The following is a 24,625-nucleotide window of genomic DNA, read 5'->3' as shown; positions in this document are numbered from 1 at the left end:
CGCGGAACGTCACGTCGCGGCATCGGCCATCGTCGAAGGTGGTTTGGCCGGCATTTACAGCATTTGTCCCGGAATCGAAAATCATTTCCGCCGCGATGCCGGGACCCGTCGATCCGGCATTGTCGCAGGCGGCGCCTCTTTGCCCCCGGATGCTTTGCCGAACGCCAAAGGGAGCGGACATGGCTGCCCGCTCCCCGATGGCCGCGTAGGGTCGGCCGCTGGTCTTTCGCGAAATTACTGGGCCGCCGGAGCCGGCGGCGGGGGCGGAGCCGCGGGGGCTTCGGCTGGCCCGCCGGTCGGCGCCGGCCGCGGGGCAGCCGCCGGACCGCCGTCGGGTCCAGCTGAAGGCCCGCGCGGTGCCGCCTGCAGCTCCTTCAGGAAGCGGCCGGCGATGTCGGCGCAGGGCATCATCGGCTCGTCGTCGGCGCATTTGACGTCGAGATGGATCCCGGCGCCGTCCATGATGAAATGGGCGCCCTTGGATGGCGGCGGCGGGGGCGGCGGGCGATGGCCGCGCGGGCCGCCTGGAGGCGGCGGCGGAGGCGGCGTTGCGGCGCCGTCGGGTCCGCGGGGCCCCGGGGGCGGGGGAACCGGGGCGCCGGGAGGCGGTGGCGGGTTCGCAGCATCGGGGCCGGGATCGGCCGCCGCAGGAGCGGGCGGCGCAGCCTGGGCAAAGCTCGGCTGGGCGAGGCTCGGGGCGGTCACGAGCAGGCAGCTGCCTGCAAGCAGCAGGGCAAGGCGTTTCATCGGATCAGGACCTTTCCTTGGGTTGGTGGAGAGGGCGGCGACGCGGCGTTCGGCGTCGTCGCCGGGCTTGTCGGCGCTCTGCCAATGGCCTCTCGGCCTTCGTCCGGGCGCTGGCGCCCGCGCCGGCAAGTGGCGGCGCGAGCAATGGTGTGTGTCGCTTCGGGCCGGGGCTTCAGAAGCCGGCGATGCGTGCGACTTCGCCGCGCAGCCGGCCGAGCGGCGGCGGGGGCGGACCGAGGCGGGTGACGCTGCCGTCCTGATGGACGAGCATCTCGCCATGCAGCACGCCGTCGTCGAAGCGCCCCTGGACGGTGACGGTCTCGCCGGGTTTCGCCGCCGCGCCGGACCAGCGGGCGGGTCCGGCATCGACCAGCGCGCGGCCGCTGGCATCGGTGATCAGCAGCTTGTTGCCGAAGACGTCGGCGACCTTCCCGCTGATCGCGACGGGCGACCATGTCTCGGTGAGCGAGGCGATCGCCTGCGGCTTCAGCGGCAGAACGGTCTCGCTGCCGAGGCCGGAAAGCCCGGTACCGATCCCGCCGACGACGATGCCGAGGGCGAGGAGGCCGGCGCCGGCAAGGCCGAGCCGCGTCCGGCGCCCGGCGCGGGGTCGATGGCGGAAAGCGTGGCGAAGGCGGCTGCGCCAGTCCTTTGAGCGGGGGCCTCGCCCGCCGGGTGGTTCGGATGGATCGATCGACATTTTGTTCTCATCCCGTTGATCGGTGATGGGAGACTTTTGGCATGGTGGCCGAAACCCGTACTGAATGAGACCGTTCAGGATGAGTTCAGGCGCCGGCCTTAGCGCGGAGGCCTGTTTGCGGTCCGTTGGACCGGTTGCCGACGTCAGTTCTGCGGAGTGTCGCCATGAAGGTTCTTCTCGTCGAAGACGACCAGGCTCTGGTCGACAAGCTTCAAAAGGCATTGCGCGCGGAACATTTCGCCGTCGATGTCGCGTCAAATGGCGAGGACGGCCAGCATCTCGGCGAGACCGAGGCCTATGATGTCGCGGTGCTCGATCTCGGGCTGCCCATGGTGCCGGGGATCGAGGTTCTGAAGTGCTGGCGCAAGGCGGGCAGGGTGCTGCCGGTCCTGATCCTCACGGCGCGCGACGGCTGGTCGGAAAAGGTCGAGGGCTTCAAGGCCGGGGCCGACGACTATCTGATGAAGCCGTTCCGACAGGAAGAGCTGATCATGCGGCTCCGCGCATTGGTGCGCCGCGCCAACGGCCATGCCGACAACCGGATCGTCTGCGGACCGCTGAGCTTCGACGCGCAGACAGGTTCGTTCGAGATCGACGGCCTGCCGCTCCGCCTGACGGCGCTGGAATGGCGGGTCCTGTCCTGCCTCGCCTTGCGCATGGGGCGTGTGGTGATGCGCCAGGATCTCTTCGAACGGGTCTATGAGGGCGACGCGGAGACCGATTCCAATTCTCTCGAGGTGATCGTCGGCCGTCTGCGGCGCAAGATCGGGGCTCACCTGATCGAGACCGAGCGCGGCCTCGGCTATCGCCTCGTCGCCCCGGACGGGGCGTGAGATGCGCCGGAACATGTCCCTTCGCGCCCGTCTGCTCGTTTCGGCGACGGCACTTCTCGTCGCCGCGGTCCTGATCGCGACGGCGGCGATCGGCTTTTTCCTCCAACGCTTCGTCAGTGGGCAGATCGACCAGCGGCTCGACGCGCAGGTGATGGCGCTCGCCTCGGCGCTTCGCCGCGACGACGACGGTAGGGTGAGCCTGGCGGCGTCCTTTGCGGCGCCGCCTTTCAGCGACGAAAAATCCGGCTGGCTCTGGCAGGTGCGCGAGGCTGGTGGTCGGATCGTCGCCGCCGAGCCGTCACGAGCCGCTGCCGGCGCCATCGAGTTTCGGCCGGCGCCGGGCGCTGCGCCGCCGCGCCCGCCGCATGCGCCGCTCGGCCCCGTTTCGCGCCCGCTCGTCGCGGCAGGCAAGGGAGCCGCGCAGCTTCACGCGCGCGGTCTGACGATGGATCTGGATGGTCTTCAGGTCACCATTGCCGCTGCGGCTCCCGAGCGGGCGATCCTCGACCCGCTCCGCGATGCGCTGCTTCCCGTCGTGGCGGTCATGGCGGCGCTCGTTGCCGGAGTCGTCCTCGCCATCCGCTGGCAGGTGCGGATCGGGCTTGCGCCGCTGCGTCGGTTGCGGGATGCGCTTGCCGCCGTGCGCGCCGGCCGGCAGTCGCATGTGCCGGAGCGTCAGCCGATCGAGATCGCTCCGCTTGCGGGCGAACTCAACGCCCTGATCGACGAGACCTCGGCCAATCTGGAGCGCGCCCGCCGCCACGTCGCCAATCTCGCGCACGGGCTGAAGACCCCGCTCGCAACGCTGCTCCTGACGCTTTCGGAGCCGGGGCGCGACCCGGATGGCGAGGCGAGTGCGCTCGCTTTGTCGATGGACCGGCGGATCCGCCATCATCTCGGCCGAGCCCGCGCGGCGGCGATCGGCGGTCCGGCCCGAACGGCGACGGAGCTGAAAGACCATATCGACGATCTCATCGTCGGTTTGTCACGCATTCATGCCGACCGGGACCTCGCCTTCACCGTCGAGATCGACCCGGCGGCAAGGGTCGCCTGCGAACCGCAGGATCTCGATGAGATGCTGGGAAACCTCCTCGACAATGCCTGCAAGTGGGCGAAGGGCGTCGTGCGCGTCGCGGCCCTCGCCGATGGCGAAGGCCATTGGCGCCTGTCGATCGACGACGACGGCGAAGGGATCGCGCCGGAAAAGGCGGCGGCCGTCCTCAAGCCCGGATCGCGGCTCGACGAGGCGATGCCCGGCCACGGCTTCGGCCTGTCGATCAGCCGGGAGCTCGCCGAACTCTATGGCGGCGATCTTTCCATCGGGCGATCGCCGCTCGGCGGGGTCCGGGCCTCGCTGCTCCTGCCGGCGGCGGGCCGGGGCTGACGTCGCCCGGCCCGGGCCTCTCAGATCCGCCCTTCCGGCGTCAACTCTCGCTCTGATGGCGGTGCAGCGCCTCGACGATTTCCTGCGGGCCGATCTGGCCGAGGATCTTGCCGTTGTGGCTGACGATGACCGAGCCCTTGCCTCCGCTCACCGATTCCATCACCCGCTTCAGCGGCGTCGTCGGCTCGGCCATGGCGGCGACATTGGCCGGAGCGGTGTCCTCGCGGGTCACCGGCTTCATCACATCACCAGCGGTGAGGACATTGAGCGGGTTCATGTGGGCGACGAAGTCGGAGACGTAGTCGTCGGCTGGCCTCAGAACGATGTCCTGCGCCGTGCCGATCTGGACGACGCGGCCACCTTCCATGATCGCGATGCGGTTGCCGATCTTGAAGGCCTCGTCGAGGTCGTGGCTGACGAAGATGATGGTCTTCTTCAGTTTCTGCTGAAGATCGATCAGCTCGTCCTGAAGCCTGGTGCGGATCAGCGGATCGAGCGCCGAGAAGGGCTCGTCCATCAGAAGGATCGGCGCGTCGGTGGCAAAGGCGCGGGCGAGGCCGACGCGCTGCTGCATGCCGCCCGACAGCTCCGACACGCGTGAATGCGCCCAGTCGGAAAGCCCGACGAGTTCGAGCTGCTGGAGTGCGCGCTCGCGCCGCTCCGCTTTCGATACGCCGGCAAATTCGAGGCCGAGCGCCACGTTGTCGACCACCGTGCGCCAGGGCAGGAGGGCGAATTGCTGGAAGACCATCGCCACCTCGTGGCGGCGCAGCTCCCGCAGCCGCGCCGAGCCGCAGTCCTTGGGATCGACGGGATTGCGCCCGGTATCGATCACCACCCGGCCGCGGGCGACCGGGGCGAGCCCGTTGACGGCGCGGATGAGGGTCGACTTGCCGGAGCCCGAAAGCCCCATCAGGACGGCGATCTCGCCCTCCTTGACGTCGAGCGTGGCGTTGGTGACGCCCAGCGTCGCGCCGGTCTCCTCGCGGATCTCGGCGCGGTTCTTGCCGGCATCGGCGAGTTCCAGCGCCTTGTCGCGGTGCTTCCCGAAGATGATCGAGACGTTTTCGAACGAGACGACGTTCTTGCTCATCGACCCTTCTCCTCGATCCGGAAGAAGCGATCGAGAATGATCGCAAGAAGCACGATGGCGAGACCGGACTCGAAACCGTTGCCGACATTGATCGCGTTCAGCGCGCGAAGGACGGGCACGCCGAGGCCCGGCGCACCGACGAGGGCCGCGATGACCACCATGGAAAGCGACAGCATGATCGTCTGGGTCAGGCCTGCCATGATCTGCGGCAGGGCGTAGGGGATCTCGACCTTGAAGAGCCGCTGCATGGGTGTCGCGCCGAAGGCGTCGCCGGCCTCGATCAGCTGCGTGGGCGTCGAGGCGATGCCGAGCCGCGTCAGCCGGATCGAGGCGGGGAGCGAGAAGATGACCGTCGCGACGAGGCCGGGAACCATGCCGAGCCCGAACAGGATCAGCGCCGGGATGAGATAGACGAAGGTCGGGATGGTCTGCATGAGATCGAGGATCGGCCGCAGGATTGTATAGACCCATTCGCGCCGGGCGGCGGCGATCCCGAGCGGAACGCCGATGACCATGCAGGTCACGGTCGCCGCGATGACGAGGGCGAGCGTCTGGGTGGTTTCCCGCCAGAAGCCGAGATTGATGATCAGAAGCAGGCCGAAGAGCGTGAAGATCACCGGCAGGATCGAGCGGCGGGCAAGCCATGCGATCAGGCAGAAGGCGGCGACGACGACAAAGGGATGCGGCCACGTCAGAACGAAGAGAATTGCATCGATGATCGTCTGCAGGAAGGCGGTCAGGCCATCGAAGACGGGCGTGAAGTTCGCCGTCAGCCAGTCGACGAAGGCCTCGGCATAGTCGCCGATCGGCAAGGGGTGGGCTTCGAGCCATTCCACGGGCTTCGGTGTCCTCTTGTTTTTGAATGGAGAAGGATGCGGCGGAGCGTTGCCGGAAAGTCAGCGGGACCGGCCATCTGGCCGATCCCTTTTGCTGGATCGTTCGGTCCTTGAAAGTCCGTGAAGGATCAGGAGGTGATGCCGAGGGATTCCTTGACCGCCGGCTCGGCCGGCTTGCCGTCCATCGTCTCGACGCCGTCGAGCCACTTGTCGAGACGGCCGGGATTGGCCTTCAGCCACTCGGTAGCGGCCTTCTGCGGCTCCTCGCCATCGTCGAGGATCTTGCCCATGATCTTGTTTTCCATGTCGAGATCGAAGGTCAGGTTCTTCAGGAGCTTGCCGACATTCGGGCAGTCCTCGCTGTAGCCCTTGCGGGTGACCGTGTAGACCGTCGCACCGCCATAGTTCGGGCCGAAAGTGTCGTCGCCGCCGGTCAGATATTCGATATTGTAATTGGTGTTCATCGGGTGCGGAGCCCAGCCGAGGAAGACGATCGGCTTTTTCGAGCGGGTGGCGCGGGCGACCTGGCTGAGCATGCCCTGCTCGGAGGAGGCGACGAGGTTGAACTTGCCGAGATCGAACTCGTTCTTGTCGATCATGCCGATGACGAGGCTGTTGCCGTCATTGCCGGGCTCGATCCCGTAGATCTTGTAATCGAGCTGTTTGCCGAACTTGTGGATGTCGGCGAAGTCATGGAGCCCTTCGTCGTAGAGATATTTCGGCACGGCGAGCGTGTATTTGGCGCCTTCGAGATTGGTCTGGACCCGCTCGATCGTGCCGGCGTCGACGTATTTCTTGATCGGCTCGGCCTGGGCCGGCATCCAGTTGCCGAGGAAGACGTCGAGATTGTCGTCGGCGAGCGAGGCGAAGGTCACCGGAACGGACAGGATCTTCACGTCCGGCTCGTAGCCCATGCCACTGAGGATCGCCGATGCGACTGCCGTGGTCGAGGTGATGTCGGTCCAGCCAACGTCGGAGAGACGAACCGTCTTGCAGCTTTCCGCGTCGGCCGCCGACGCATTGTTTGCAAGAGCGGGCAGCATCATCAGCGATGCTCCGGCAGCAAGGCTGATAGCCTTCAGATTCCGTGTCATACGGTTCTCCTCGAATACTTGGGAAACGATCGAGCATGCCGCCCGGCTGGCGGCAGCGATGGCGCAATATCTACCCGCGACATGGTCCCACGCAACCGCCGAAGCCGAATTTGCCGCAAATAATTCATTCGGGATGATCTAACGCTTGGTGCGCCGCGGGCGCCACCCAACCATTCGGAAGCCTTGGATTGCGGGTGTAGCCGGGCCCGATCGTCAAGGGTTCCGGCGGCACGACGCGATCGGAAATCTGCGAGGTTACGGTGAATTCATCCGTGAAGAGAACGGCGCCGTCGCCGTTCTGAACGAGGCGGACCGAGACATGGTAGGGGTGGTCGGCCTCGATGCTGCGAAGCGGCGGCGATCGAAGGCCATAACGGTTCGTGCGCGCCGTCAGCTTGGCGCTGACGAGATGCGGCGGGCCGCCTGCGGGATCCTCGAAGCTCGCCTCGATCCGCGAATAATTCCTGACCGGCCGCTGCACGAGGGCGGTAAAGCCGTAATAGGCGTCGGCGACCCGATAGTTGAAGATGAAGCCCGAGCCGGCGATCCTGAGATAGGGCTTGTCCGCCATGTTCTCGCGGCTCAGGAGCCCGATGCCGAACAGCACCAGCGCAAGCGACAAGAACCCGCCGACGACGTGGGTAAACCGGATATGACGAAGAAAGCGCGACATGGCCGCCCCGTGGGCAACAAATCTGCCCGAGAATTGCACAGGCTCATGCAGAGTGCAATCATGCTGGGCGCGGCCCGGCGCCGGTCATCCGCCGTTCATCGATGACCCGGTCCGACCGGCCTAGGTTTAGAAAGTCCACGCCGATGACAGCCGCACCGTCTTCGGATCGCCGGCCTCGATCGGCCGCGTTTCCACCTGGAGGTCGAGGGACACCTCGTCGAACAGGCGAACGCTCGTGCCGACCTCGAGGCTCAGCGTCCGGCCGGTGCTCGTCGCTCCCGGGACGATGTCCTCGGCCCCGTTGCCGAGAGCCGCGATCGCTGTTTCGGCCCGCCTGTTGAGCGAATAGCCGATCTCGACACCGGCTTTCGGCTCGACGGCGATCCAGTCGGGAAGCCGGCGGAGCGGCATCGAGGCGTCGAGACCGACGGTGCCGGCGAGATTGGCGGCCAGTTGCCCGCCGGTCCGGTATTCGCCCGAACCGATCTGCCGGCGCGTGGCGGCAAGCCGGGTGATCTGGCCTGACGCCTTGAGATAGGGCGAGAGCTTCAATCCGCCGAACTGATCGACCTCGCCGACGGACACGGTGGCAAAGCCGCCATAGCCGTCGTGCTTGGCCGTGCCCGAGAGTGCTCCGTCGAGACCCACGACGCGATCCGAAAGTGTGAGGTGAGCAACGCCGAGGGCGGCCTCGGCGAAGGTCGTCTTGTTGGGATGGTAGGAGGCGTAGATTGAGATCGATCCGAGAGCCGCCCGGCCGCGGGTCCTGCCTTCCGTTTCGATCGTGTCGCCATTGGAGCCGCCGATGGCCAGGCCAAGGGCGAGATCGGCGGCGATCCTTGCGTCGAGCCCGGCGGTCAGGTTGCTTTCGACCCGTTCGAAGTCCCGGCCCGAGAGATCCGGGCTGTCGGTCGCGAGCGTCACTGATCCGCCCGTCCAGGCCCTCGCGGCGTTGGCGCAGTGATCGGTCGTCCTCGACGTCTTCAGCGTCTTCGAGCGTGCGACGTCGTCGCTGTCGTCGATCAGCGCTTCCCAGGCCTCGGTGGCGCTGGTCTGGCCGAGCGAAAGACGAAGGGCCATGGGGCCGCAGGCGTCGCCGCGAAGGTCTTCCAGATGGGTCTTGAGATTGCCGGTCTGCCCGCTCGCAAGCCGAAGGGCCAGAGCGTTCTGGCGGGCGATCGAGGTGGTGGCGAAGGATCGGGCGTCGTCATCGATGCCACCGGCGAGCGCCGGGCAGACCGCCGGCAGCAGGACTGCAATGCCCACCACGCCGAGCACATGCCGGACGCGCACACGGCCCATCCCGCGGGCCGGTCTCGTAGCCCGGTCGCATGGGCGACAGTTCTGCAGGACGGTGGCTGCCGGCATGGTCCCCTTGCCTTCGCAATTGCGAGATGAGCTCGCCTGGAAGGAAACCGAGGACGGTTAACGAGGAGTTAATGGCCGGACCTCGCGCGCTTCGCTGCGGGACGGGCCCGTCGCAGCTTCATGGGCAATCCGGGGCGGTTCGGACGGCTGCAATGCACTGTCTCACAGGCCTCCCGGCCGGACCGGCCGAGCTGCGGATCGAAGGTCCGTGAAACGGAGATACCGGAGAATTCCGCTTCGTGGCGGTGCAAGGATGCCACGATCTCCACCATGGCGGAACGGGCTCGACCGCTTCCGGATCGAGCCGTCCGAACTCAGTCGAACAGGCTCGAGACCGATTCCTCCGAGGCCGTGCGGGCGATCGCCTCGCCGAGAAGATTGGCGGTGGTGACGACGCGGATGTTCTCGGCGCCCTCGATCGCCCGGGTCGGCTGGATCGAATCCGTGATCACCAGTTCCTTGAGGCTGGAGGCGGCGATGCGCGAGACGGCGCCGCCCGACAGGACACCATGGGTGATATAGGCCGAGGCGCTGGTTGCGCCGGCTTTCATCAGCGCATCGGCGGCATTGCAGAGCGTGCCGCCGGAATCGATGATGTCGTCGATCAGGATGCAGTTGCGGCCGGTGACGTCGCCGATGATGTTCATCACCTCGGACTCGCCCGGCCGGTCGCGGCGCTTGTCGACGATGGCGAGCGGTGCGTCGAGCCGCTTGGCGAGCGCCCTTGCACGCACGACGCCGCCGACGTCGGGAGAGACCACCATCAGATTCTCGAGGTCCTGATGCTCCTTGATGTCGCGGGCGAGCAGCGGCACGGCGAAGAGATTGTCGGTCGGGATGTCGAAGAAGCCCTGGATCTGTCCGGCGTGGAGATCGAGGGTCATCACCCGGTCGGCGCCGGCTTCGGTGATGAGGTTCGACACGAGCTTGGCGGAGATCGGCGTGCGGCCGCCGGCCTTTCGATCCTGCCGGGCATAGCCGAAATAGGGCAGAACGGCCGTGATCCGGCGCGCCGAGGCCCGGCGCATCGCATCGGTGATGATCAACAGTTCCATCAGGTGGTCGTTGGCGGGAAACGACGTCGACTGGATGATGAAAATATCCTCGCCGCGGACGTTTTCCTGGATCTCGACGAAGATTTCCTGATCGGCGAAGCGGCGAACCATGGCCTGGCCGAGCGGCAGTTCGAGATAGCGGCCGATCGATTCTGCCAGCGCTCGATTGGAGTTGCCGCTGAAGAGCTTCATCGCTCTCTTGCCATGCGATCGGGCGGAGATATCGTTGTTGCGCAAGCTGCAATTCCTTCCGGGCCAGGTCGCAGGCAGGCAGGTCGAGAACGCTTCGAACGCCGCTCCCGCCTGCGGACGCGGGCGCCGCCGAACTCGATTTCACGCGGTGCGCCGTATCCGGCGAAAGGCGCGGCAGTCAGGTCGAAATGGCGGCGCCGTCCGCCGGTTCCATCATCGCCTGATCTGCGGAAGGACGCTCTATCAGCCTTCACCAAAAGTTCAACCCGAGTCTTGTGCGCTGCCACATCACGGTAAAGCGAAATTTCCGCCAGACCGTCGCCGCAACCGGCAAGAACGGCATCGGCCCGATGATCGGATCCGACTTACGCGATATCACGATGCGTCGATCATGACGCGTAGAGCGTCTCTTCCTTGTCCAGTCGGGACGCGGGGCTTTCCGACGTCAGCCGACGGTCGCGCCGAGGCCGGCTGCCTCTCGCATCGTGGTGCTCGCGACCTTGCGCATCGTTTCGATATCGATCTTCGACCAGGGATCGGAAGCGGTGCCGGCGACTTTTTCCTGTCCCTGAATGCGCCGAATGCGCTGGTCGTTCTTGTCGAGGACGTCCCAGACATAGACGAGGACCGTTTCGTTGCCGTCCTCGAACGCCGAGAAATAGCCCTTGAGCCGCAAAGGCGCGACCGGGCCGCTGGCCGGGCGGATCGCCACCCCGGCGCTTGCCGATTCCTCGGAAAGGGCGCGTGCGAGAAGTTCCGCCTCGCGCTGCGGCGCGCCGACGACGGGCAGAAACTGGACCTCGGTCCGGCCCGCCACCGAGGCAGGCTGCTCGGGGGCACCCGACGATGCAGGCTGCAGGGGCGGCTGAGCCACGGCCGGCTGGAGGGAGGCCTCTTCCTGTCGCGGGGCCGATGGCGGCGCCGGTTCGTAGGTCGCGGGCTCGGCCTCGGCCTGGGGAAGTGCCGCGACCTCTGTCTGTTGGGGAAGTCGCGGCGCCGGGCGCTCATGGCCGACGGGCTGCGGGCCGACGGACCACTGCAGCCGCCCGGAGGATCCGGCGCTCGCCGATTGCGAAGAGGGGGGCGCCAGGGGGCTTTCTGCGATCGGTGACGAGGGCGGCAGCGGCGCGGCACTGATCGTTCCGGCCGGGCTCGGCGGCAGTGGAACGCTCGCCCCGAGCGCAGACGCAGAGGCCGGCGGCGCGCCGAGCGTCGAGATCGAGCCGACGTTTTCGGGCGGGACCGGACCGTTCGGACCCATGGCGATCGACATGTCGGAGCCGGTGCAGCCTGACAGGACAGCCCCGAGGCCAGCCGCCATGATCGGGCCGCATTGGATGATCCTGCTCGCCAGCTTGTTCCTTGCCACGGTCGCTCTCCTTCCAGCCGTATCATTCGGCGTCGAAGCGAGCTGATCCTGCCCTTACGGTCGGAAGAATTCGTTAAAATCCTCCCGATTTTCCGCATTGCGACATCGCGGATGTCGCATTCGGACGACAAACAGCCTCAGCGGACGACCGGCAGCTCCAGCGAAAGCCGCGACAAGGGCTCGGGCTCGGTCTCCGTGGTGAGGTAGGTGCGGCCGAGGGTCATCGCCGTGCCGGTGTCGGAATCCATGATGATCATGTGGGCGAACAGCGTCATGTTCGGCTGGATGATGGCCGGATTGCCGACGTGGAACATCGGCGTGTCCATCCAGGAGGGCGCGTAGCGGGCGCCGAGCGAATAGCCGCAGGCGCTCAAGCGGTGGCGCACCAGCTCGTGCTCCTCCATCACGGCGGCATGGGCGTCGAAGACGTCGCCGAAGCTGTGCTCCGGCCGCATCACCGCCTCGACCGCAGCCAATGCCTCGCGCGCGGCGGCGTAAAGTTCCAGATGCCGCTCGCTCGGCTCGCCGAGAATGACCGTGCGCATCAGGGCCGCGTGATACTGTGCCTTGACCCCGGCCCATTCGAGGGTGAGCTGATCGCTGGCATCGAGCTTGCGGCGGCCGGATTTGTAGCGGCAGAGCAGCGCGTCGCGGCCAGAGCCGATGACGAACGGATTGGCCGGATAGTCGCCGCCGCGCCGCAGGACGTGTCCCTGCATCGCAGCGAGGATGTCGGCTTCGTCTGCGCCCGGCACGATCAGCGGCAGAGCTTCCTCGAACGCCTCGTCGGCGATCAGCGCGGCTTCGCGCACATGCGCGATCTCCGCCTCGCTCTTCACCGCGCGCAGCATCGGCACGAGGTCGGAAGCGTCCTTCAGCGAGGCGAAGGAGCCGAGCCGCTCGTTCACTGCTAGCCCGGCGTTGCCGGTCAGGCCGTGGGTCAGCCACTCGACGCCGATCCGGTTGCCGAGAAGCCCCATGTCGTCGAGCATGTTGCGCAGTTCGATGACGGGATCGGCATTGCCGCGGTCGCGCCAGATGACGATCGCCTCGAGGATCGATGTGTGCCGCGCCTGCCTCAGATCGGCCGAGCGGGTGAGGAGCTGCATCTGGCCGTCGGCCTTCAGCGCCAGGCACTGGAAGAAGCAGAAGCCGAAACTGTCATAGCCGGTCAGCCAGTACATCGACTCCTGCGAGAAGATCAGCATGGCGTCGAGCTTGCGGTTCGCCATCTCGGCGATGACGCGCTCGCGGCGCGCCTGAAATTCATCGTGTGCGAAGTGGAGCATGGTGTTCGTCAATCCCGCAGGGCGATCGCCGCGAGCTGCCGGCCGTAGTCGGGCTCGCCGCGATGGGTGGTGCGGCGGAAGGAGAAGAAATTTTCCGGTTCGCCATAGGTGCATCGACCGACGAAGCCGGCCGTCACGCCCGATTGCTCGAGGCGCTGGACGATGAAGCCGGGAAGATCGAACTGCCGCTTGTGCGGGCTCTTTCCAGGCTTGAAGAAGCGCTCCCGGTCGGGGGCGTCCCTGACGAATTCGGCCATCATCTCGAGGCCGACCTCGTAGTTCTCCTGCGTGATCGTCGGCCCGAGGATCGCGGTGATCGCGGAGCGATCGGCCCCGGCCGTCTCCATGGCCGCGATCGTCGCCTCGAGGACGCCGCCGAGCGCCCCGCGCCAGCCGGCATGGGCCGCGCCGATCACATGGTTCGCCGGGTCGCAGAACAGAACCGGCCCGCAATCTGCGGTGACGATGCCGACCGCCAGGCCCGGCGTCGCGGTGACGATGCCATCGACTTTCGGCCGATCATCACTGAGAGGCGCATCGACGACCACCGCCTTTGCCGAATGCACCTGCCAGGGGGTCACCAGACGGTCGCGGGAAAGACCGAGGGTCGCCATCGCCCGCGACCGGTTTTCGGCGACATGGGCCGGATCGTCATTCGACCCGGCGCCGGCATTCAGGCCCTCATAGATGCCTCGCGAAACGCCGCCCCGCCTCGTGAAGAAGCCATGCTGGACGTCGGCGGCACTAAGCTCGGGCGCTCGGATCACGTCCTCGTCCCTAAGCGCCCCGGCGCGTGTGGTGTGATCGGCCATGGCCGGGGATGGTGGTTGAGGCGACATGGGAAGTCAATCCGGCTGGATACGGGTGAATGGCGGCAAGGGGATCGCGGTCTGTGCAACGGCGATCACCTTGAAAAGGGCGCCCATTTCGCCGCTGCCGGAGCCGGCGAGACGGGCGACGGCCCGTTCGATCTCCCGGCGCCCGGCGGCGTCCATGGGGCCGCCCAGGACGCCGGCCCGTTCCAGGAGGCCGAGCGCGAGCAGGAATTCCCCCTGTTCGCAGACCGGCGAGGCTGCGAGCCCGCGCGAGGCGAAGATCCGTCCGAGGCGGGAGAAATCGACGTGGCTGGTGATGTCGCAACTGCCCGGCCGGTCGAGCGGATCGGCATAGGCGTGTTCGTGCACGGCCTGAAGCGTATCGCCATAGGCGGTCTCGGCATGGCCGTAGTCGATGAAGAGGCCGGCGCCACCGTCTCTCGCCAGGCGCTCGGCGATGAGAACGCCGAGCGCGTCGCGTTCGGGGGAGATCTCGAGCACGGCGCCCGCGGCGGGGGGATGGGGCAGGGCGGCAAGGTTGGGCTGCTGGTGCTCGCAGAGCACGAATTCGAGCTTGCCCGCTTCCGAAAGGCCGACGCAGCGCTCGCGGAACCCATCGCCGTCATAGACGAACTGACGGATCGCGATGGCGTCGAAGAGCTCGTTGGCGACGATGATGGCGGGGCCGTCGCCGATTTCGGCGAGTTTGCGATGGCGGCGGATCGGCATGTCGAAGGGCGCCAGCGTCTCCGCCTGCACGGCCGCGAGCGTCTCGCTGGTTTCGACGAGGTGAATGCTGGCAGCGCCAAGGCAGGCGGGCGCGGCGTGTCTCAGCGTGCGAAGCATGTCGGCCATCAGCGTGCCACGGCCGGGGCCGATCTCCACGAGACGGAACGGGCGGGGCCGGCCGATCGCGGCCCATGCGGCGGCGACCCAGGCGCCGATGAGCTCGCCGAACATCTGGCTGACCTCCGGCGCGGTGACGAAGTCGCCGGCCCGGCCGAACGGGTTCTTCGTCGCGTAATAGCCGGCGGAGGCGTCGAACAGCGCGAGATTCCAGAACCGGTCGATGCGGATCGGTCCCTCGCGTCGAATGATCTCGGCGATCTTTTGCGCCAGCGCGTTCACAGTTTCGCCGAACCTGCTTTCTCGGCGACGTCGTCCGCGCTTTCGCGCGGCTCGTAGGCGACCGGTCTTGCGGTGAGGATGGCCCACGCGCCGACGAGCAGCATCGGGGCGGACAGGAGCATGCCCATGGTCAGCCAGCCGCCATACAGATAGCCGAGCTGGGCGTCGGGAATGCGCCAGAAGGCTTCGACGAGGGTGCGGGCGACGCCGTAGAAGAAGATGAACAGTCCGGCCGTGAGGCGCGGCCGGCCGAGCGACTTGAAAGAGTGGGTGGCGATCCGAAGGATGATCCACAGCAGGACGCCTTCCAGCGCCGCTTCGTAGAGCTGGCTCGGATGACGGGGCTCAGGCCCGCCGGTGGGAAAGACCATCGCCCAGGGGACGTTGGAGGGCGAACCCCAGAGTTCGCTGTTGATGAAGTTGGCGATGCGGCCGAAGAACAGCCCGAAGGGCACCGAGGCCGCGACGACGTCGATCAGGCTGAAGAACGGCACCTTGTTCTGGCGGCAGAACAGGATGAGCGCCACCGTCACGCCGACGAGCCCCCCATGGAAGGCCATGCCGCCGTCCCAGACCGAAAAGACGCTGAGGGGGTCGGCGAGATATTCCATCGGATTGTAGAAAAGAACGTAGCCGATCCGCCCGCCGAGGACGATGCCAAGGACGAGGTAGAGGATCATGTCGTCGATCTGCAGCTTGGTGATCGGCGAAACGCCGTTCGGCCACAGGCGCGGATTGGCGACCAGATATCGTCCGTAGAGCCAGCCGCACAGAATGCCCGCGACATAGGCAAGGCCATACCAGTGCAACGCGATCGGCCCGATCTGCAAGAACACCGGATCGATGTTCGGATAGGCGAGGACGCCGAAGGTTTGAAGGGGAAGCATGGTCGAAGCGGGCCTCGTCGTCCGTGTTCATCGGCGCGGCCGCTCCCATCGTTCGAGCCACGTCACGCGAGGCCCTCATAAGCCCAAGCGGCGACGCTTTGAAGACCGGACGCGGGATCGGCGGCACGAATGACAGGCCGAAACCGCATCGGAACGCGGCCGGCGCGAGGCGGCGGCTATTGTCTAAAGCCCGAAGCGCCTCTACCTGCGATGAAACATCTTGAACCCGGAGACCACGATGCCCAACCGAGCCCCCAATCGCATGCTCGACGAATTCGCCCGTGTGATGACCGACGCGGCAGGTACCGCCCAGGGCGTGCGGCGCGAGGTCGAGACGCTGTTCCGCACCCAGGGCGAGCGCCTGCTCAACCAGATGGATCTCGTCCAGCGCGAGGAATTCGAGGCGGTGCGCGAGATGGCGATGAAGGCGCGCATGGAAAACGAGGCGCTGAAGAAGCGGCTCGCCGACATCGAGGCGAAGATGGGCGGCTCCGGCGAAGGGGCCTGATCGCCCGTTCGATCCGCGATCGCGTTCGTTGACATCCTCCCCCGCCGTCCCGTGACGGCCGGGCATTTTAGGCAGGCGGAACCGCGCAAGGTCCGTCCGCCTCTTCGCCGGATCGTCGCATCACCTCGGCTCCTGAGTCTTATCCACAGGCTATCGACAGGGCGATGCGACCGGCAGCGTCGATTCTTCGTTCAAAAATGCCTGTCCGCAGAGTCGCTTAAGGATCGACGTCCAGCGATTCTTGAGGACGGCGAGCAGAAGAATACGAAAAAACGGTTAACGCTCTTAGCGTGAAGACTCGCCGTCTGTATGCTGATTCTCAAGGGTGATTCGTCGGCGGCGGCGAATGAATGACCCTGCGGGTGGCTGCCGCGGCGGGCGGCTGCCCGCCCATTCAGTCTTTACGAGGAATCAGCATGCAATTCGACGACATGGCGGTCCTGCGACAGTCGAACCCTGTCGATGTGATCGAGTGGGTGGCGACGTCGCGCGAATGGGCGTTCGAGCGCTCCTGCGAAGACGAGCTGGCGGTTGCGGTCGCCGGGGTGTGGACCGATTATTCGGTGTCCTTTTCCTGGATCGACGACATGGAGGCGCTGCATCTCGCCTGCGCCTTCGATCTCAAGGTGCCGCCCCACCGGCATGCGGAGATCCAGACGCTGCTCGCCCGCATCAACGAGAAGCTGGTGGTCGGACACTTCGACCTGTGGCGCAAGGAAGGAGCGGTGATGTTCCGCCATTCCCTGCTCCTGTCGAACGGGCTCGATGCGACCAGCGGCCAGGCCGAGCGCATGCTCACCATGGCTCTGGAAAGCTGCGAGCGCTTCTACCAGGCGTTCCAGTTCGTCATCTGGGCCGACAAGTCGGCCGAGGATGCGCTGAGCGCCACGATGTTCGAGACGGTCGGCGAGGCCTGACGCCTCGCCCCGCGCCCCGGGCCACGGCCTTGCGGCACGATCCACTCTGAGATCGGGTCCATGCGAGATCGGCATGGGCCGAAAGCCGGATTTGCGGTTTTCGGGCGGTCGCACGGCGGATAGGGTAGAAGCCCTGAGGATTTGCGATGTGTTCCCGGAGTGAGTGCCGATGATCGATGCCCGTATTCTTCTTCTCGGCGGCGGCAATATGGGCTCGGCGCTGCTCGGCGGCTGGCTGGACAAGGGCCTGGACGCCGCGAAGGTGACCGTCGTCGATCCGGCCGTCGGTCCGGCGCTGCAGCCTTTGATCGACAAGGGCGTCGGCCACAGCACGACAGTGCCGGACGGCGCTTTCGACATCGTCGTCCTCGCGGTCAAACCGCAGATGATGAGTGCTGCCGTCCCGCCGCTCAAGGCCGCGATGCAGCCCGAAACGCTGGTCGTCTCGATTGCGGCGGGAACGACCATTGCCGCGATCGAAGAACTACTGGGCGAGCATCCGGTCGTGCGCGCCATGCCGAATACCCCGGCCTTGATCGGTCGCGGCGTCACCGGCGCCTATGGAAACGAGCGCACCAGCGAGGCGAACCGCGCTGCGGCGACCGCGCTGCTTGAAGCCAGCGGGCCGGTGGAATGGGTCGATGAAGAGCCTCTGATCGACGCTGTGACGGCGGTTTCCGGCAGCGGCCCGGCCTATGTGTTCCATCTCGCCGAGTGCATGGCGAAAGCCGGTGCAGAGCTCGGCCTGCCAGCCGATCTCGCCATGCGTCTGGCCCGCCATACGGTTGCCGGGGCGGGGGAACTGATGATCCGATCCGACGACCCGCCGGCGACGCTTCGAAAGAACGTCACCTCCCCGAACGGCACGACCCAGGCCGCGCTCGACGTCCTGATGGGCGAGGAGCGGCTGGCAAAGCTGATGCAGGAAGCCATGGGCGCGGCGCGCGACAGGGCAGGGGAACTGGCAAAGGGCTGAGACCCGCCCGGCCCCGAGAGCCGATCGTGACAGCGTAAACAGGAATCGTGACAATGACCGCAACCGAGCGCGCGCCGGAAATCACCTTCGACGACTTCATGAAGGTCGATATCCGCGTCGGCACCATCGTCGAGGCCGCGCCCTTTCCCGAAGCGCGCAAGCCGGCGATCAAGCTGATGATCGATTTCGGCGAGGAGATCGGCGTGAAGAAATCCTCCGCCCAGATCACCGTCCACTACCAACCCGAAGAGCTGGTCGGCCGGCAGGTGATCGCCGTCGTCAACTTCCCGCCCCGCCAGATCGGCCCGATGCGCTCGGAGGTGCTGACGCTGGGCGTTCCGGACGAAAACGGCGAGGTGGTGCTGCTCGGCCCGGGGCAGGCGGTGCCGAAGGGCGGGCGGATGTTCTGAGGGCCGTCGATTACAGGGAGAAGATGTTGAACATCGCTTTGCCTGCAAGTATGTATATCCCCAGGGGATATACGGTAAGGTCAGGCCATGGCGAGTTCAACGATTTTCACCAGCAATCGCAGTCAGGCTGTCCGGCTGCCCAAGGCCGTCGCCTTTCCAGCCGATGTTCATCAGGTCGATATTCTGAAAATCGGCCGCAGCCGCGTCATCGTGCCGAAAGGCCAACGCTGGGACGACCTCTTTGAGAATGGCCCAAGGGTGAGCGACGATTTTCTGGATGTCCGTGAGCAGCCGCCAGCGGAGGAGCGCGAGCCGTTCTGATGCTCGGCTATATGCTGGACACCAACATCTGCATCCATGTGATGAAGACCTATCCCCCACAGGTGCGTGAGCGGTTCAACGCCTTGGCCGAGCAGCTCTGCATTTCAAGCATCACTCTCGCCGAGCTCGCCTATGGCGCGGAGAAATCGGCCCGACCATTCGACAACCAGGCGGCGATCGAGCATTTCGTCGCGAGGCTGGAGGTCTTGCCGTTCGGCGAAAAGGCCGCCGCGCATTATGGGCAGCTTCGGGCGGAACTCGAAAGGGCTGGCACGCCCTGTGGCCCCTACGACATGCAGATCGGCGCCCATGCCCGAAGCGAGGGCCTCATCCTCGTCACGAACAATCGACGCGAGTTCGATCGGATGCCGGGCCTCAGGGTCGAAAACTGGTTGTAGGCGATCGGGCTGTGCCGAGCGCCCCTCGCCCTTCGAGGCTCGCTTCGCGAGCGCCTCAGGATGAGGGGCTCGGTTCAATGCGGCGCTCTGAGCTGATCGTCAGTTACGCGCTTATCAGCAGCCCCTCATCCTGAGGTGCCGCCGCAGGCGGCCTCGAAGGGCGAGGGGCGGCAGGCGCGATCATCAAACGTGTAGCGCCTTGCCCAGCGCCCCGAGTGCCGCCTCCTGAAAGCTTTCACTCAGCGTCGGATGGGCGTGGATCGTGCCGGCGACGTCTTCGAGGCAGGCGCCCATCTCCAGTGCCAGCGAAAAGGCGGCGGACAATTCGCTGACGCCGGAACCGACGGCCTGGATGCCGAGGACGAGGTGGTTGTCGGCGCGCGCGACGACACGCACGAAGCCGTCCTCGCGGGAAAGCGTCATCGCCCGGCCGCTCGCCTGGAACGGAAACCGGCCGAGCGTGGTCTCGATGCCTTGCGCCTTGGCATCGGCCGGCGACAGCCCGACCGAGACGATCTCCGGATCGGTGAAGCAGATGGCGGGGATCGCCCGGTGGTCGAAGGCACGGCGGTGACCGGCCGCGATCTCGGCGACCATTTCGCCTTCCGCCATCGCCTTGTGGGCGAGCATCGGTTCGCCGGCGACGTCGCCGATGGCATAGACGCCGCGCATCGCCGTTCGCCGGGTCTCGTCGGTGCGGATGAACGGCCCGTCCATGTCGAGCACCAGCTCCTCGCGGCCCCAGCCCTCGGTGACCGGCCGGCGGCCGACGGTGACGAGGACGGTATCGCAGGGAATGCGGCGCTCTTCGCCGTCGGATGTCTCGACCAGGAGGTCCGAGGTTTCGCCGGCAAGGCCCTGCGCCTTCGCCCCGGTCATCACCGCGACGCCGAGATGGGCAAGGCGTTGCCGCACCGGCTTGACGAGATCGGCGTCGTAGAGCGGCAGGATCTCGTCCGACGCCTCGACGACGGTGACGTTCGAGCCGAGCTTCGCGAAGGCCGTGCCGAGTTCGACGCCGATATAGCCGCCTCCGACGACGGCGAGGCGCTGCGGCGGGGCGGCAAGCGACAGCGCCTCGGCCGACGAGATCACCTTGCCGCCAAAGGGCAGGGCGGCGAGTTCGACCGGCTCCGAGCCCGTCGCGATCACCACCGTCTGCGCGCTGATCCGCTGTTCGCCGGTTTCGCCGGTGACGATGACGGTCTTGCCGTCGATGAACCGCGCCCGACCTTCGACGAGTTTCACGCGGGCCTTCTTGAACAGGCCGGTGACGCCGTTGTTGAGGCGGTTGACGATGCCGTCCTTCCAGCCGACGACGGCGGGCCAGTCGAGGCTCGGCGCTCCTGCGGTAATGCCGGGAATCGCCTTCGCCTCGGACGCCTCCTTCATGAGAAAATACTCGTCTGCCGCATGGATCAGCGCCTTGGAGGGGATGCAGCCGATGTTGAGGCAGGTGCCACCGGGCTTCCTGTCGTCGACCACGACCGTGTCGAGGCCGAGCTGGCCGGCGCGGATCGCCGCGACATAGCCGCCGGGGCCGGCGCCGATGACGAGGAACTGGCAGGAGATCTCGTTCATGCCGCATCCTCGACGAAGATCATGGCCGGATTTTCCAGGAGACGCTTGATCCGCTGGACGAAGACGGCCGCGTCGTGGCCGTCGATCACCCGGTGATCGAAGCTGGAGGAGAGGTTCATGCGCTTCCTCGGAACGAATTGCGTGCCGTCCCAGACCGGCCGTACCTCCATCTTGTTGACGCCGACGATGGCGACCTCCGGATGGTTGATGATCGGCGTCGTGGCGATGCCGCCCAGCGCGCCGAGCGAGGTGATGGTGATGGTCGAGCCGGAGAGTTCCTCGCGCCTGGCCGAGCCGGCCTTCGCCGCCTCGCCGAGCCGCGCGACCTCTGCCGCGCAGTTCCAGACGTCGCGGGCCTCGCAGTGGCGCGCGACCGGCACCATCAGGCCGGAGCCGGTCTGCGCCGCGATGCCGATATGGACGCCGCCATGCTGGTGAAGGACGCCCGCCTCGTCGTCATAGAGCGCGTTCATCACCGGCTGGTCCCGCACGGCGATGACGATCGCCTTCATCAGGAAGGGGAGGATCGTCAGTTTCGGCCGATCCTCGCGCCGATCGGCGTTCATCGCCGCGCGCAGGGCCTCCACCGCCTCCATGTCGATCTCGTCGACATAGGTGATGTGGGCAATCTGGCGGCTTGCCGTTTCCATCTTCTCGGCAATGCGCCGGCGCAGGCCGGTGATCCTCACCTCGGTGACGGCAGTGTCGGCAATTCTGCCGCGGCCGGCGGGCGCTTCGGCGCCACTTTCCAGATAGGCGGCAAGGTCATCGGACGAAATGCGGCCGGCGGGGCCGGAACCAGCGACCCGCCGCAGGTCGATGCCGGCCTCCATTGCGCGGCGGCGGACGGCCGGCGAAGCGAGGGGTTTGTCGCCGGGTTTACGGTCGGGGTGTGAGTTTGATGGGGCCTTGGCGACTGGCCTGATCTCCCCCCTTGTGGGGGGTCCGGAGGACGGGCGAGACCCGTGGCTCGCCCCGGCGGGCGGCAGCCCAGAGGGGGGCGTCTCGGCGCCACGCTTCTCGATTTCGGGTTCTGACGCGCCGCGCCCTTCGGCGCCCCCCTCTGCCCTGCCGGGCATCTCCCCCACAAGGGGGGAGATCGGCGGCGTCGACGCCGTGCCTCCCGTCTTGGCCTCAAGCTCATTCGTCCCGCCCGGCCCATCGACGTCGAGCCTGACCAGCGGCGAGCCGACGGCCAGCGTCTCGCCGACCTTGCCGCCGAGCCATGTCACCGTGCCGTTCACCGGCGAGGGGATGTCCACCGTCGCCTTGTCGGTCATCACGGCGGCGAGCGTCATGTCCTCCTTGACGGGATCGCCGATCTTGACGTGCCATTCGACGAGTTCGGCCTCGGCGACGCCCTCGCCGACATCGGGGAGCTTGATGGTGTAGCTGCCCATGATCAGCCCTCCATCACGCGCTTCATCGCGCCGCCGATGCGGGCCTGGCCGGGAAAGTAGTCCCACTCCTGCGCGTGCGGATAGGGCGTGTCCCAGCCGGCGACCCTGACGATCGGGGCTTCGAGATGATAGAAGCAGGCGTCGGCGACCACCGCGACGAGTTCGGCGCCGAAGCCCGAGGTCAGCGTCGCCTCGTGGACGACGAGACAGCGGCCGGTCTTCTTCACCGAGGCCTCGATCAGATCGAGATCGAGCGGCATCAGGGTGCGCAGGTCGACGATCTCGGCGTCGATGCCGACCATCTCGGCCGCGGCCTCCGCCACATGCACCATCGTGCCATAGGCGAGCACGGTGAGCGCCGCGCCCTCGCGGCGGATGGCGCCCTTGCCGAGCGGCACGATATAGCGGCCGTCCGGCACCTCGCCGAGTGGATGCTTCGACCAGGGCGTGACCGGCTTGTCGTGGTCGCCGTCGAAGGGGCCGTTATAGAGGCGCTTCGGCTCGAGGAAGATCACCGGATCATTGTCCTCGATCGCCGCGATCAGGAGGCCCTTGGCGTCGTAAGGATTGGAGGGGACGACCGTCTTCAGGCCCGAGACGTGGGTGAACAGCGCTTCGGGCGATTGCGAATGGGTCTGGCCGCCGAAGATGCCGCCGCCGGTCGGCATCCTGACGACGAGCGGGCAGGTGAAGTCGCCGGCCGAGCGGTATCTGAGACGCGCGGCCTCCGAGACGATCTGGTCGTAGGCCGGATAGACATAGTCGGCGAACTGCATCTCGACGACCGGCCGCAGTCCGAAGGCGGCCATACCGATCGCCGTGCCGACGATGCCGCTCTCGTTGATCGGCGCATCGAAACAGCGGCTCTTGCCGAAGCGCTCCTGCAAGCCCGCGGTGCAGCGGAAGACACCGCCGAAATAGCCGACGTCCTCGCCGAAGACGACGACATTGTCGTCCTCCGCCATCTTCACCCCATGGGCGTCGCGGATCGCCTCGATCATCGTCATGCGGGGCATGGCGAAGCTCCCGCGTCCGCAGTGGCGATTTTATGGAAGGACCGCCGCGCTGCACCCCCCTCTGTCCTGCCGGACATCTCCCCCACAAGGGGGGAAATCGATCCTGGGCTTCTGCCACGCCTTACCTTCAAGGTTGCTACTTGCGGATCCGGAGAGGAATGGGTGCCGTGCCGTCCGGTTGCCTGATCTCCCCCCTTGTGGGGGAGATGCCCGGCAGGGCAGAGGGGGGTGCTTTTGCGCCGACGCAAGTCGTCAAGGCTCGCTCGCGATCGTCGCAGCCCAAAGCTCCAACCCATCTTCAAACCCCCGCCTCCTGGCGCTGGCGCCTCAGATGTGGCGGCATCTCCTCGTAAACGCCCTCGAACATGTCGCGCACCGAGGGCTTGGGCCCGGTGTGGAGCGTGCCGTGGCTTTCGGCTTCCTTCTGCGCGGCGAGGATTTCGGCGTCGATCTCGGCTTCGGCCTGGACGTGGCGCTCCTCGCTCCAGGCGCCGCGAAGGATCAGATGGTTCTTCAGCCGCTTGACCGGATCGCCGAGCGGCCAGGCGTCGGTCTCTTCCTTCGGGCGATAGGCGGAGGGATCGTCGGAGGTGGAATGGGCGGCGGCGCGGTAAGTCACCCATTCGATCAGGGTCGGCCCGAGGTTCCGGCGCGCCCGCTCGACAGCCCATTTCGCCGCCGCGTGGACGGCGAGATAGTCGTTGCCGTCGACCCTCAGAGACGGAATCCCGAAGCCGAGGCCTCTTGCGGCAAAGGTGCCCGAACCGCCCTTGGCGATGCCCTGGAAGGTCGAGATCGCCCATTGGTTGTTGACGATGTTGAGAACGACGGGCGCCTTGTAGGTCGAGGCGAAGACCATGCCGGCGTGAAAGTCGCTCTCCGCCGTCGAGCCGTCGCCGATCCAGGCGGCGGCGATGTCCTTGCCGCCCTTGATCGCCGAAGCCATGGCCCAGCCGACGCCTTGCACGAACTGGGTGGCGAGATTGCCGGAGATCGAGAAGAAGCCGTGGCTCTTCGACGAATACATGATCGGCAGTTGTCGGCCCTTCAGAGGATCGCGGCGGTTGGAATAGATCTGGCACATCATGTCGACGAGGGGGTAATCGTCGGCGATCAACAGGCCCTGCTGGCGATAGGTGGGGAAGTTCATGTCGCCGGGCTCGAGCGCCTTTCGGAAGGCGCAGGCGATCGCCTCCTCGCCGAGGCACTGCATGTAGAAGCTCGTCTTGCCCTGGCGCTGGGCCATCAGCATGCGCCGGTCGAAGGCGCGCACACGCATCATGGTCTTCAGTCCGGCGAGGGTCTCCTCGTCGGTGAGCGTGCCGGCCCATTCGCCGACGGCTTCGCCGTTGCGGTTGAGAACGCGGATGATCGAAAACGCCAGATCGCGGATCTCCGACGGATCGACATCGACGGGCGGGCGTCGCACCGTTCCGGCCCGTGCGATCTTCACGCCGGAAAAGTCCGGCGCGCCTCCCGGCCTGACCTCCGGTTCGGGAACGTGCAGGCTCAAGCCGCTACCCATGTCCGCCCTCCCAAGCTTCGACAGGGTATGAGATAGATCGCGATCACGGGTTCGACAGCGCCAGACGGGCGAACTTGCCGGGCGCCTGCAAAGATCAGCTCTCTCGGACG

At 66.6% G+C, this 24,625-nt stretch carries 25 protein-coding genes; 8 read left to right on the top strand and 17 right to left on the bottom strand.

The window, feature by feature from the left end; all coding sequences use genetic code 11:
• Window positions 1–234: 234 nt before the first annotated feature.
• Together J6595_RS01990 and J6595_RS01985 are read right to left on the bottom strand one after the other, a co-directional pair.
• Window positions 235–747 carry a hypothetical protein gene (locus tag J6595_RS01990; RefSeq protein ID WP_209592769.1) on the bottom strand — a complete coding sequence of 171 codons (513 nt, stop codon included), beginning with the start codon at window positions 745–747 and terminating at the stop codon, window positions 235–237.
• 172 nt (window positions 748–919) lie between these two features.
• Entirely contained in the window at window positions 920–1,447 is a 528-nt protein-coding gene (locus J6595_RS01985) for a hypothetical protein (protein ID WP_209592768.1), read from the bottom strand.
• Between the two features lie 164 nt (window positions 1,448–1,611).
• Here J6595_RS01985 and J6595_RS01980 point away from each other — a divergent pair, with 164 nt between their 5' ends.
• Both J6595_RS01980 and J6595_RS01975 read left to right on the top strand, forming a co-directional pair.
• Window positions 1,612–2,280, top strand: coding sequence for a response regulator (locus tag J6595_RS01980; RefSeq protein WP_209592767.1), 669 nt, complete (start codon window positions 1,612–1,614; stop codon window positions 2,278–2,280).
• A gap of 13 nt (window positions 2,281–2,293) precedes the next feature.
• On the top strand, window positions 2,294–3,664 hold the full coding sequence (locus J6595_RS01975) for a sensor histidine kinase (RefSeq protein WP_245197529.1): 1,371 nt from the start codon (window positions 2,294–2,296) through the stop codon (window positions 3,662–3,664).
• A gap of 40 nt (window positions 3,665–3,704) precedes the next feature.
• Here J6595_RS01975 and choV read toward each other — a convergent pair whose 3' ends face one another.
• The 11 genes from choV to lgt form a co-directional block, all read right to left on the bottom strand.
• On the bottom strand, window positions 3,705–4,757 hold the full coding sequence (choV, locus tag J6595_RS01970; RefSeq protein ID WP_209592765.1) for a choline ABC transporter ATP-binding protein: 1,053 nt from the start codon (window positions 4,755–4,757) through the stop codon (window positions 3,705–3,707).
• A complete protein-coding gene (gene choW, locus J6595_RS01965; protein WP_209592764.1) occupies window positions 4,754–5,593 on the bottom strand; it encodes a choline ABC transporter permease subunit in 840 nt (279 codons plus the stop codon). The genes choV and choW overlap by 4 nt, the downstream gene beginning before the upstream one ends.
• A gap of 128 nt (window positions 5,594–5,721) precedes the next feature.
• The gene (locus J6595_RS01960) at window positions 5,722–6,687 is read right to left on the bottom strand and encodes a choline ABC transporter substrate-binding protein (RefSeq protein WP_209592763.1); all 966 of its coding nucleotides are present in this window, start codon (window positions 6,685–6,687) and stop codon (window positions 5,722–5,724) included.
• Between the two features lie 124 nt (window positions 6,688–6,811).
• Window positions 6,812–7,360 (bottom strand): hypothetical protein, encoded by a 549-nt coding sequence (locus J6595_RS01955; protein WP_209592762.1) that lies wholly within the window; start codon window positions 7,358–7,360, stop codon window positions 6,812–6,814.
• Window positions 7,361–7,486: 126 nt separating this feature from the next.
• Entirely contained in the window at window positions 7,487–8,662 is a 1,176-nt protein-coding gene (locus J6595_RS01950; RefSeq protein WP_209592761.1) for an autotransporter outer membrane beta-barrel domain-containing protein, read from the bottom strand.
• Between the two features lie 380 nt (window positions 8,663–9,042).
• The gene (locus tag J6595_RS01945) at window positions 9,043–9,975 is read right to left on the bottom strand and encodes a ribose-phosphate pyrophosphokinase (RefSeq protein ID WP_209592760.1); all 933 of its coding nucleotides are present in this window, start codon (window positions 9,973–9,975) and stop codon (window positions 9,043–9,045) included.
• Between the two features lie 445 nt (window positions 9,976–10,420).
• Window positions 10,421–11,344: a hypothetical protein gene (locus J6595_RS01940; protein ID WP_209592759.1), complete on the bottom strand. Its 924-nt coding sequence runs from the start codon at window positions 11,342–11,344 to the stop codon at window positions 10,421–10,423.
• Between the two features lie 137 nt (window positions 11,345–11,481).
• Window positions 11,482–12,633, bottom strand: coding sequence for a M24 family metallopeptidase (locus J6595_RS01935; RefSeq protein ID WP_209592758.1), 1,152 nt, complete (start codon window positions 12,631–12,633; stop codon window positions 11,482–11,484).
• A gap of 8 nt (window positions 12,634–12,641) precedes the next feature.
• Window positions 12,642–13,445 (bottom strand): peptidoglycan editing factor PgeF, encoded by an 804-nt coding sequence (gene pgeF, locus J6595_RS01930; protein ID WP_209592955.1) that lies wholly within the window; start codon window positions 13,443–13,445, stop codon window positions 12,642–12,644.
• A 33-nt stretch (window positions 13,446–13,478) separates the two neighbouring features.
• Entirely contained in the window at window positions 13,479–14,576 is a 1,098-nt protein-coding gene (locus tag J6595_RS01925; protein WP_209592757.1) for a class I SAM-dependent methyltransferase, read from the bottom strand.
• Entirely contained in the window at window positions 14,573–15,463 is an 891-nt protein-coding gene (gene lgt, locus J6595_RS01920) for a prolipoprotein diacylglyceryl transferase (RefSeq protein ID WP_209592756.1), read from the bottom strand. Before lgt ends, J6595_RS01925 begins: the two co-directional genes overlap by 4 nt.
• Window positions 15,464–15,701: 238 nt before the next feature.
• Between lgt and J6595_RS01915 the strand changes: the two genes are divergently transcribed.
• From J6595_RS01915 to vapC, 6 genes are all read left to right on the top strand, one after another.
• Entirely contained in the window at window positions 15,702–15,971 is a 270-nt protein-coding gene (locus J6595_RS01915; protein ID WP_209592755.1) for an accessory factor UbiK family protein, read from the top strand.
• 416 nt (window positions 15,972–16,387) lie between these two features.
• On the top strand, window positions 16,388–16,888 hold the full coding sequence (locus J6595_RS01910) for a type III secretion system chaperone family protein (protein WP_209592754.1): 501 nt from the start codon (window positions 16,388–16,390) through the stop codon (window positions 16,886–16,888).
• A gap of 169 nt (window positions 16,889–17,057) precedes the next feature.
• Window positions 17,058–17,864 carry a pyrroline-5-carboxylate reductase gene (proC, locus tag J6595_RS01905; RefSeq protein WP_209592753.1) on the top strand — a complete coding sequence of 269 codons (807 nt, stop codon included), beginning with the start codon at window positions 17,058–17,060 and terminating at the stop codon, window positions 17,862–17,864.
• A gap of 53 nt (window positions 17,865–17,917) precedes the next feature.
• Window positions 17,918–18,274 (top strand): tRNA-binding protein, encoded by a 357-nt coding sequence (locus tag J6595_RS01900; RefSeq protein WP_209592752.1) that lies wholly within the window; start codon window positions 17,918–17,920, stop codon window positions 18,272–18,274.
• Window positions 18,275–18,361: 87 nt separating this feature from the next.
• Window positions 18,362–18,595, top strand: a complete 234-nt coding sequence (vapB, locus tag J6595_RS01895; RefSeq protein ID WP_209592751.1) for a type II toxin-antitoxin system VapB family antitoxin — start codon at window positions 18,362–18,364, stop codon at window positions 18,593–18,595.
• Entirely contained in the window at window positions 18,595–18,993 is a 399-nt protein-coding gene (gene vapC, locus J6595_RS01890; protein WP_209592750.1) for a type II toxin-antitoxin system tRNA(fMet)-specific endonuclease VapC, read from the top strand. Before vapB ends, vapC begins: the two co-directional genes overlap by 1 nt.
• A gap of 183 nt (window positions 18,994–19,176) precedes the next feature.
• Here vapC and lpdA read toward each other — a convergent pair whose 3' ends face one another.
• The 4 genes from lpdA to J6595_RS01870 form a co-directional block, all read right to left on the bottom strand.
• Window positions 19,177–20,574, bottom strand: coding sequence for a dihydrolipoyl dehydrogenase (gene lpdA, locus J6595_RS01885; RefSeq protein WP_209592749.1), 1,398 nt, complete (start codon window positions 20,572–20,574; stop codon window positions 19,177–19,179).
• The gene (locus J6595_RS01880; protein ID WP_209592748.1) at window positions 20,571–21,974 is read right to left on the bottom strand and encodes a dihydrolipoamide acetyltransferase family protein; all 1,404 of its coding nucleotides are present in this window, start codon (window positions 21,972–21,974) and stop codon (window positions 20,571–20,573) included. The genes lpdA and J6595_RS01880 overlap by 4 nt, the downstream gene beginning before the upstream one ends.
• A 2-nt stretch (window positions 21,975–21,976) precedes the next feature.
• Complete coding sequence (locus J6595_RS01875; protein WP_209592747.1) at window positions 21,977–22,990, bottom strand: alpha-ketoacid dehydrogenase subunit beta; 1,014 nt, start codon at window positions 22,988–22,990, stop codon at window positions 21,977–21,979.
• A 298-nt stretch (window positions 22,991–23,288) separates the two neighbouring features.
• On the bottom strand, window positions 23,289–24,515 hold the full coding sequence (locus tag J6595_RS01870) for a 3-methyl-2-oxobutanoate dehydrogenase (2-methylpropanoyl-transferring) subunit alpha (protein WP_209592746.1): 1,227 nt from the start codon (window positions 24,513–24,515) through the stop codon (window positions 23,289–23,291).
• Window positions 24,516–24,625 lie beyond the last annotated feature (110 nt).

The organism is Jiella mangrovi (assembly GCF_017815135.1).
GTDB lineage: Bacteria > Pseudomonadota > Alphaproteobacteria > Rhizobiales > Rhizobiaceae > Jiella > Jiella mangrovi.
This window is presented reverse-complemented; position numbering and strand designations above follow the sequence as displayed.

Bases quoted from the DNA above. Each gene is read 5' to 3' on its own strand.
- J6595_RS01990 (WP_209592769.1), bottom strand. From the start codon at position 747: ATGAAACGCCTTGCCCTGCTGCTTGCAGGCAGCTGCCTGCTCGTGACC.
- J6595_RS01985 (WP_209592768.1), bottom strand. From the start codon at position 1,447: ATGTCGATCGATCCATCCGAACCACCCGGCGGGCGAGGCCCCCGCTCA.
- J6595_RS01980 (WP_209592767.1), top strand. From the start codon at position 1,612: ATGAAGGTTCTTCTCGTCGAAGACGACCAGGCTCTGGTCGACAAGCTT.
- J6595_RS01975 (WP_245197529.1), top strand. From the start codon at position 2,294: ATGTCCCTTCGCGCCCGTCTGCTCGTTTCGGCGACGGCACTTCTCGTC.
- choV (WP_209592765.1), bottom strand. From the start codon at position 4,757: ATGAGCAAGAACGTCGTCTCGTTCGAAAACGTCTCGATCATCTTCGGG.
- J6595_RS01960 (WP_209592763.1), bottom strand. From the start codon at position 6,687: ATGACACGGAATCTGAAGGCTATCAGCCTTGCTGCCGGAGCATCGCTG.
- J6595_RS01955 (WP_209592762.1), bottom strand. From the start codon at position 7,360: ATGTCGCGCTTTCTTCGTCATATCCGGTTTACCCACGTCGTCGGCGGG.
- J6595_RS01950 (WP_209592761.1), bottom strand. From the start codon at position 8,662: ATGGGCCGTGTGCGCGTCCGGCATGTGCTCGGCGTGGTGGGCATTGCA.
- J6595_RS01945 (WP_209592760.1), bottom strand. From the start codon at position 9,975: ATGAAGCTCTTCAGCGGCAACTCCAATCGAGCGCTGGCAGAATCGATC.
- J6595_RS01935 (WP_209592758.1), bottom strand. From the start codon at position 12,633: ATGCTCCACTTCGCACACGATGAATTTCAGGCGCGCCGCGAGCGCGTC.
- pgeF (WP_209592955.1), bottom strand. From the start codon at position 13,445: ATGGCCGATCACACCACACGCGCCGGGGCGCTTAGGGACGAGGACGTG.
- lgt (WP_209592756.1), bottom strand. From the start codon at position 15,463: ATGCTTCCCCTTCAAACCTTCGGCGTCCTCGCCTATCCGAACATCGAT.
- J6595_RS01915 (WP_209592755.1), top strand. From the start codon at position 15,702: ATGCCCAACCGAGCCCCCAATCGCATGCTCGACGAATTCGCCCGTGTG.
- J6595_RS01910 (WP_209592754.1), top strand. From the start codon at position 16,388: ATGCAATTCGACGACATGGCGGTCCTGCGACAGTCGAACCCTGTCGAT.
- proC (WP_209592753.1), top strand. From the start codon at position 17,058: ATGATCGATGCCCGTATTCTTCTTCTCGGCGGCGGCAATATGGGCTCG.
- J6595_RS01900 (WP_209592752.1), top strand. From the start codon at position 17,918: ATGACCGCAACCGAGCGCGCGCCGGAAATCACCTTCGACGACTTCATG.
- vapB (WP_209592751.1), top strand. From the start codon at position 18,362: ATGGCGAGTTCAACGATTTTCACCAGCAATCGCAGTCAGGCTGTCCGG.
- vapC (WP_209592750.1), top strand. From the start codon at position 18,595: ATGCTCGGCTATATGCTGGACACCAACATCTGCATCCATGTGATGAAG.
- lpdA (WP_209592749.1), bottom strand. From the start codon at position 20,574: ATGAACGAGATCTCCTGCCAGTTCCTCGTCATCGGCGCCGGCCCCGGC.
- J6595_RS01880 (WP_209592748.1), bottom strand. From the start codon at position 21,974: ATGGGCAGCTACACCATCAAGCTCCCCGATGTCGGCGAGGGCGTCGCC.
- J6595_RS01875 (WP_209592747.1), bottom strand. From the start codon at position 22,990: ATGCCCCGCATGACGATGATCGAGGCGATCCGCGACGCCCATGGGGTG.
- J6595_RS01870 (WP_209592746.1), bottom strand. From the start codon at position 24,515: ATGGGTAGCGGCTTGAGCCTGCACGTTCCCGAACCGGAGGTCAGGCCG.